The sequence below is a fragment of the Vibrio sp. 1159 genome (assembly GCF_033340395.1).
Classification (GTDB): domain Bacteria; phylum Pseudomonadota; class Gammaproteobacteria; order Enterobacterales; family Vibrionaceae; genus Vibrio; species Vibrio alginolyticus.
On record NZ_JAWOWL010000064.1, the window covers coordinates 1 to 6,399 of the forward strand.

Consider the following 6,399-nt stretch of genomic DNA (forward strand, 5'->3'; position numbering starts at 1 on the left):
TGTTTTACCGTGGTCAACGTGGCCGATAGTACCAACGTTAACGTGCGGTTTCGTACGTTCAAATTTTTCTTTAGACATGAGTGGTCCCTCTAGGTACGGATTTAGGTGGCCCAAATTGACCACGCAACCAAAAAAAGATAATTGGTAAATCTAATATCAAAAGGAAATAAACTTGAGAGCTGGTGCTGATAGGCAGACTCGAACTGCCGACCTCATCCTTACCAAGGATGCGCTCTACCACCTGAGCTATATCAGCACTCAAATTAGAGTGGAGCGGGCAGCGGGAATCGAACCCGCATCATCAGCTTGGAAGGCTGAGGTAATAGCCATTATACGATGCCCGCAACACGTAACTCTGAGAGCTATTTCCTAAAGAATATGGTGGAGGGGGACGGATTCGAACCATCGAAGGCAGTGCCGGCAGATTTACAGTCTGCTCCCTTTGGCCACTCGGGAACCCCTCCAAATTTTCAAGCCATTCAGACTACTAAAGGAAAGAATGGTGCCGACTACCGGAATCGAACTGGTGACCTACTGATTACAAGTCAGTTGCTCTACCTACTGAGCTAAGTCGGCATAAGTGGTGCGCATTCTATTGAATGATTTTCTAGGTTGCAATAGTAATTTGAAAAAAAATCATAAATTTCGATTTTTTAGATTCGTTTGCTGCAAATTCGTACAAACTTAGCTTTTTTAAAGTAAACTTCGACCTTTGTCGTTTGCTTTGAAGTTCGCTTGATGTATGTTCTTGCTTCTATTAAACCAAGGATAAAAGAGACCCATGAGTCCATTTTTGTCATTTGACCGTGCAAATTGGGCCGAGTTAAGAAACTCTGTACCGATGACACTTTCTGAAGACGACTTGACTGCGCTTCAGGGCATTAATGAAAACCTAACCATGGAGGAAGCGGTAGAGATCTACCTTCCTTTGTCTCGTCTTTTGAATCTGTATGTCCAGGCTCGTCAAAGCCGCAATTCCGTATTACAACAATTCTTAAATACAGAGGAACATGCTCCCCCTTTCGTAATTGGTATCGCTGGCAGTGTTGCTGTAGGCAAAAGTACGACTGCTCGTATTCTAACGGCATTGCTTTCTCGTTGGGAGAATCATCCCAAAGTGTCCTTGGTTACAACAGATGGCTTCCTATATCCGAAAAAAGTACTAGAAGAACGCGGTATCATGCATCGTAAAGGCTTCCCAGAATCCTATGATATCAAGCGCTTAGTCGAGTTCATGTCTGACGTAAAGGCAGGAAAACCCGATCTTGAAGTACCCATCTACTCTCACATCACGTATGACATTACTGATGAACTAAGAAAAGTGGATAGACCGGATGTTCTTATTATTGAAGGTTTAAACGTTCTGCAAAGTGGAATGGACTATCCACATGACCCGCATCGTGTCTTCGTCTCTGACTTTTTAGATTTTTCAATTTATGTCGATGCAGAAACAGAGACCATTGAACATTGGTATGTAGAACGCTTTTTAAAGTTTCGCCAAGGGGCCTTTACGAAACCAGGCTCTTATTTTAGCCACTACACACAACTCTCTGTCGATGACGCAAAGAAAAAAGCGAAGCAAATTTGGCATGATATTAATGGGCTCAATTTAGAATTGAATATTCTTCCAACTCGAGAGAGAGCCCACTTGATTCTACACAAAGGCGTTAACCACTTAGTTGATAAAGTCTCGTTGCGAAAGTAATCGAAGATTAGTCACTTTTACGCAACGAGATTTCACCACCAATATAAGTCTCTAGTCCTTGGGAGGTTTCGATTAATATTCCACCTTGATGATCGATGCCTCGAACGACGCCATGTACCTCTCTAGGCCCAATAAGCAGTTTGACCTGACGATTAAGGAAATTGTCTAACCGATTCCAACGTTCGATAAAGCCAGTAAGCCCTTTCATTTCATATTCGACAAGTGCAGAATTCCAATGCTTGATAAGAGTCATTGCTAGAACATTTCTATCGATCTTGAGACTCTGATTTACTTGGTTCAACGTGGTCCATGGCTGGTCAATCTCAGGCTGGTCGTCAGGCATTCCAATATTCAGGCCCATCCCAATCACTAGATGAGCAGCCCCACCGGCCTGACCCGACATTTCAACCAAGATTCCGGCCAGTTTTTTATCTTGATAATACAAGTCATTCGGCCACTTGAGTTTAACACCTTGCATGCCTACTTCTTCCAGAGCTTCCACTGCGGCAATCCCAATCACCAAGCTCAAGCCCATTGCCGCAGCCATTCCTGCATCCAGTCGCCAATACATAGAGAGATATAAGTTAGAGCCAAATGGTGAGACCCATTGTCTACCGCGGCGACCACGCCCTTGTGCTTGATATTCAGCAATACAAACACGGCCCTTTTCCGAATCCGCGACCCTGTCGAGCAAATATTGATTCGTTGAGTCAATCACAGGGACGAGTTCAACAAGTGACTCCGAGCTAGTGGTAAAGAGAGTCTCGTCTAACAGCTGCAATGGTGAGGCTAATTGGTAACCGCGCCCTTGCACTCGATAAATATCAATACCCCATTCACTAAGACCTTTAATGTGCTTAGCGATTGCCGCTCTGGAAACATTAAGATCGTCGCCCAAAGCTTCTCCTGAATGAAACTCTCCATCACTTAATAACTTTAAAATATGAAGTTTCGTAGAGTGATCTTTTCTCATCTAGATGCCTCGATCTGAGTCAAATTGGTCTCCCCGGTACGATTGAGAAAGCGTACTTCATGCTCAAGTATGATTTGGTATTTGTCCCATACTGTCTGCTTCACTAAAGAAGCAAGCGCGACAATGTCATCAGCACTACAATTATCTATGTTGGTCAAAACCAAAGCTTGCATAGGGTTGACCTGCGCACCATGTACAGACTTCCCCTTTAATCCACACTGATCAATAAGCCAACCAGCAGCAATTTTCATTCCTCCAGAAGCTGGGTAGGCTACTACGTTAGGGTATTTTTTTGTGAGTCGATCATAGTGATCTTGCGTGATCACTGGGTTTTTAAAGAAACTACCTGCGTTACCTATCTTGGTTGGATCTGGCAGTTTTGCCTTTCGCACTTGGCATACTCGTTCGAAGATAGAAGCAGGGCTGAGTTGTTCTTCTGGGATACTTTGTAAAGGACCGTACTGGTTAATCGGCTGCCATTGCTTCGCCAACTTAAGCCCTAATGCGGTGATAAAGCACTTTCCGTGCAACGCATGTTTAAATATGGAATCCCTATAGGCAAACTCACAGTCTTGGGCGTGCATTCTTTTGTTTTCAAACGTAGTTAGATCAAGAACATCTACATAATCACAGATGTCTTTTAGCTCTAGGCCATACGCACCAATGTTCTGAATAGGAGCCGAGCCAGCACAACCTGGAATCAAAGCTAAGTTCTCGATCCCACCGATCCCCTGATTCACACACCAGGAAACTAATTCAGGCCAATCTTCACCACCGGCAATATGTAATAGGTAGTGCTCATCCGTTTCCGTGACTTCTTTACCCATGATTCGATTAACAATCACTAATCCCTCAAAATGTTCTGTAAAAAGAACATTACTTCCTTTACCTAAAAAAAGTTTCGGTAAATGGGTGAATCTTGGGTTTTGAAATAGCTCAATAACATCTTCGAGCGACTCAACGATAGCTAAATAGGAACACGATTGTTCAATTCCAAAAGTATGGTAAGCCTTTAGGCTCGCATTTGTTTTAATTTGCATAGTAGGTTTGCAACACCAGATAAGATTCTCTTAAACTGTCGACATTCTACATTAGTTATCTTTTAACCGCAGTGACAATACCAGACTCATTAATCATAGAAGTGTTAAATCCCATCAAGCTCCCCCTCATTAAGAAACTATACAAAGCGTATTACCCTGCGGGTCGAGCCAAAAAAGATGAATTGATCATTACAGCAAGCCATAAAGGTGAAATCATTGCGTTACTACGTTTAAAAAGTGTAGATAAAGTTCGTCTATTGACAGGAATGTTGGTCATTCCGAAAGTTAGGGGAACAGGGATTGGAAAAAAACTACTAACTCATTGTAAAAACAATGTTTTCACTGATGGCGATTATTGCTTCGCGTTTACACATCTCGAATCCTATTATTCCAAGCATGGATTCACAACAATTGATTGCTCTGAGCTACCACACCCGCTAAAAATGGCATTTCAACGTTATGTAGATAGCGGTAAAGATCTCATTCCAATGCAATTCATCTCTTCAACGACATCAAAACGCGTGCTTTTGTAGCCAGGTAAATCATATCTTTGATAAAATGGCAGGTTCGCAATATTGCACTAAACTAAGGTACTCATACCGATATGATAGTAAGTAGGAATCCATTCGAACAGTTGCCAAGTCTCGCTGTCAATCCGGAAGACTTTGATGTTCTGTATTCAGCAGAATCATTCAGAACCCGTCTTTTAGATGCTATCAGCAAAGCAACGTCGCGAATTTACCTAGTCGCTCTATATCTGGAAGATGATGAAGCTGGACGTGAAATTCTCACTGCGCTTTATGAAGCGAAACAGCGCAATCCTGGGTTGGACATCAATATCTGTGTCGACTGGCATCGAGCGCAGCGTGGCCTGATTGGTGCGGAGACATCTGAGGGTAATTCAGCGCTTTACAAAGCATATGCCAGTAAGTACCAACACCCAATCCCTGTCTATGGCATACCAGTGCGTGGCAGAGAAGTTTTTGGGGTACTGCATTTAAAAGGCTTCATTGTCGATGATACTGTTATCTACAGTGGGGCGAGCTTAAATAACGTTTATCTCCATTATCATGAACGTTATCGATTTGATCGTTACCATGTGATTCGACATGAATCTTTAGCGAATTCAATGGTGCAATTCATTCAGGAAGAAATGATTGCTCACCCTGCCGTTAATGATCTTGCAGGAAAAGATAAGCCAGAAACCAAAGAAATAAAGTCGGCGATTCGCCAACTGAGGGCTTCTCTTGCTCAAGCCAACTATAAGTTTGAAGACCAAGCTGCAACAGAAGAAAGTGTAAAAGTCACTCCGTTAGTTGGGCTAGGCAAACGCCGTAATCTGCTCAATCAACAGATTGTAAAGTTATTGGCAGCAGCCCAAGACGAAATTTTCATTTGTACGCCTTACTTTAACTTCCCTAAAGCACTTCATCGTGAAGTGAAACGAGCCATGAAGCGTGGTGTGAAAGTAACTATTGTTGTGGGTGATAAAACCGCCAATGACTTTTACATTGCACCTGAGGAAGACTTTAAAACCATTGGCGGACTTCCATATCTTTACGAAGTGAATTTGCGTCGCTTTGCGAAAACCAATGAAGCGAATATCGCCGCACGTAAATTGTCAATTCACCTATGGAAGCATGACAATAACAGCTTCCACCTTAAGGGTATTTGGGTTGATAAACGCTATATGCTACTTACTGGGAATAACCTAAATCCACGTGCTTGGTCACTCGACCTAGAAAATGGGCTACTCATACAAGACAATTATGCGAAGCTCACTGAGAAGTTTGAAGACGAAGTTTCGCGTATTCTTGAGCATACTCACCTTATCTGTACCTATAAGCAATTAGAGAAAGTAGAAGACTATCCTATAGGGGTACAGCGACTGGTCAGAAAAATTACCCGCCTAAAGGCAGATGGTGTTTTAAAACGTATTCTTTAGACATCATTTCTCGCTCTAAAGTACGTCGAGATTTTTATACTAAGCCAACCGCTTTAGCAGTTGGCTTTTTCATATAATCCATTTGGGATACTTAACTATTTTCTAGTACCGCTAGTGAGCACATAACCACTTAGATCTAGAGCGACTCTCTTAATGGGTTTGAGCTTTGACGTTTGTGAGTTATTCCGCATAGCTTACAGCCTCGAGCTAAGCTCCCCCTCTCTGTTCTGGCGCTTCTTACCCCTTGGCGATATATTTTTTCTGAGACTCATCAAATGTTCAGCGTCGAAAATCATCACCTCGCTAATGAAGAGCTCCTTCAATCTTTCACCTTCCAATTCTTTTCAAGTCGTTTGATTTTTGAGCCAGGAGAGATTGGGGGTATATATGACGCTTTTCTGGATTATGCGCACAGTTCGTTTTTTCTTTCTCATCAAGATTCAAGCCGTTGAACGCCTTTGAATACCATAGATTACTTAGGTTTGTTTGTAGGTCATATTGTCTTTCCACAGCATCAACGGCCTATATTAATTAAAGCCTAGTGTGTAATCACGCAGAGTTCGCTTAGTAGGGATTATGGGGAGTAGTCTAGTTAGGTGTAAACACACTTCAGGGAAACGCCGCAGTAGAAACGAAAAAAGCCTCAGTCTTTCGACTGAGGCTTAATATAAGTGGCGGAGTGGACGGGACTCGAACCCGCGACCCCCGGCGTGACAGGCCGGTATTCTAACCAACT

5 protein-coding genes and 4 tRNA genes are annotated in these 6,399 nt (G+C 42.7%); 3 read left to right on the forward strand and 6 right to left on the reverse strand.

Annotated features, from left to right (window positions below; translation table 11 throughout):
- Positions 1–180: 180 nt before the first annotated feature.
- From R7127_RS25600 to R7127_RS25615, 4 genes are all read right to left on the reverse strand, one after another.
- Positions 181–256: transfer RNA gene (locus R7127_RS25600), tRNA-Thr, on the reverse strand.
- A gap of 13 nt (positions 257–269) precedes the next feature.
- A tRNA-Gly gene (locus R7127_RS25605) sits at positions 270–344 on the reverse strand.
- Positions 345–379: 35 nt separating this feature from the next.
- Positions 380–464: transfer RNA gene (locus R7127_RS25610), tRNA-Tyr, on the reverse strand.
- Between the two features lie 36 nt (positions 465–500).
- A tRNA-Thr gene (locus tag R7127_RS25615) sits at positions 501–576 on the reverse strand.
- Positions 577–781: 205 nt separating this feature from the next.
- Here R7127_RS25615 and coaA point away from each other — a divergent pair.
- Positions 782–1,705, forward strand: coding sequence for a type I pantothenate kinase (coaA, locus tag R7127_RS25620; RefSeq protein WP_005388683.1), 924 nt, complete (start codon positions 782–784; stop codon positions 1,703–1,705).
- A gap of 7 nt (positions 1,706–1,712) precedes the next feature.
- Here the strand turns inward: coaA and birA are convergent, their stop codons facing one another.
- Both birA and murB read right to left on the reverse strand, forming a co-directional pair.
- Positions 1,713–2,678, reverse strand: a complete 966-nt coding sequence (gene birA, locus R7127_RS25625; protein WP_170894214.1) for a bifunctional biotin--[acetyl-CoA-carboxylase] ligase/biotin operon repressor BirA — start codon at positions 2,676–2,678, stop codon at positions 1,713–1,715.
- Positions 2,675–3,718: a UDP-N-acetylmuramate dehydrogenase gene (gene murB / locus R7127_RS25630; protein WP_053306556.1), complete on the reverse strand. Its 1,044-nt coding sequence runs from the start codon at positions 3,716–3,718 to the stop codon at positions 2,675–2,677. Before murB ends, birA begins: the two co-directional genes overlap by 4 nt.
- A gap of 101 nt (positions 3,719–3,819) precedes the next feature.
- On the opposite strand from murB, the gene R7127_RS25635 reads away from it, so the two are divergent.
- Positions 3,820–4,251, forward strand: a complete 432-nt coding sequence (locus R7127_RS25635) for a GNAT family N-acetyltransferase (RefSeq protein ID WP_017821963.1) — start codon at positions 3,820–3,822, stop codon at positions 4,249–4,251.
- Between the two features lie 71 nt (positions 4,252–4,322).
- Positions 4,323–5,663 (forward strand): CDP-diacylglycerol--serine O-phosphatidyltransferase, encoded by a 1,341-nt coding sequence (gene pssA, locus R7127_RS25640; RefSeq protein WP_033907507.1) that lies wholly within the window; start codon positions 4,323–4,325, stop codon positions 5,661–5,663.
- Positions 5,664–6,399 lie beyond the last annotated feature (736 nt).

Excerpts from the sequence above, each read along its gene's own strand:
- coaA (WP_005388683.1), top strand. The coding sequence starts at position 782 with ATGAGTCCATTTTTGTCATTTGACCGTGCAAATTGGGCCGAGTTAAGA.
- birA (WP_170894214.1), bottom strand. The coding sequence starts at position 2,678 with ATGAGAAAAGATCACTCTACGAAACTTCATATTTTAAAGTTATTAAGT.
- murB (WP_053306556.1), bottom strand. The coding sequence starts at position 3,718 with ATGCAAATTAAAACAAATGCGAGCCTAAAGGCTTACCATACTTTTGGA.
- pssA (WP_033907507.1), top strand. The coding sequence starts at position 4,323 with ATGATAGTAAGTAGGAATCCATTCGAACAGTTGCCAAGTCTCGCTGTC.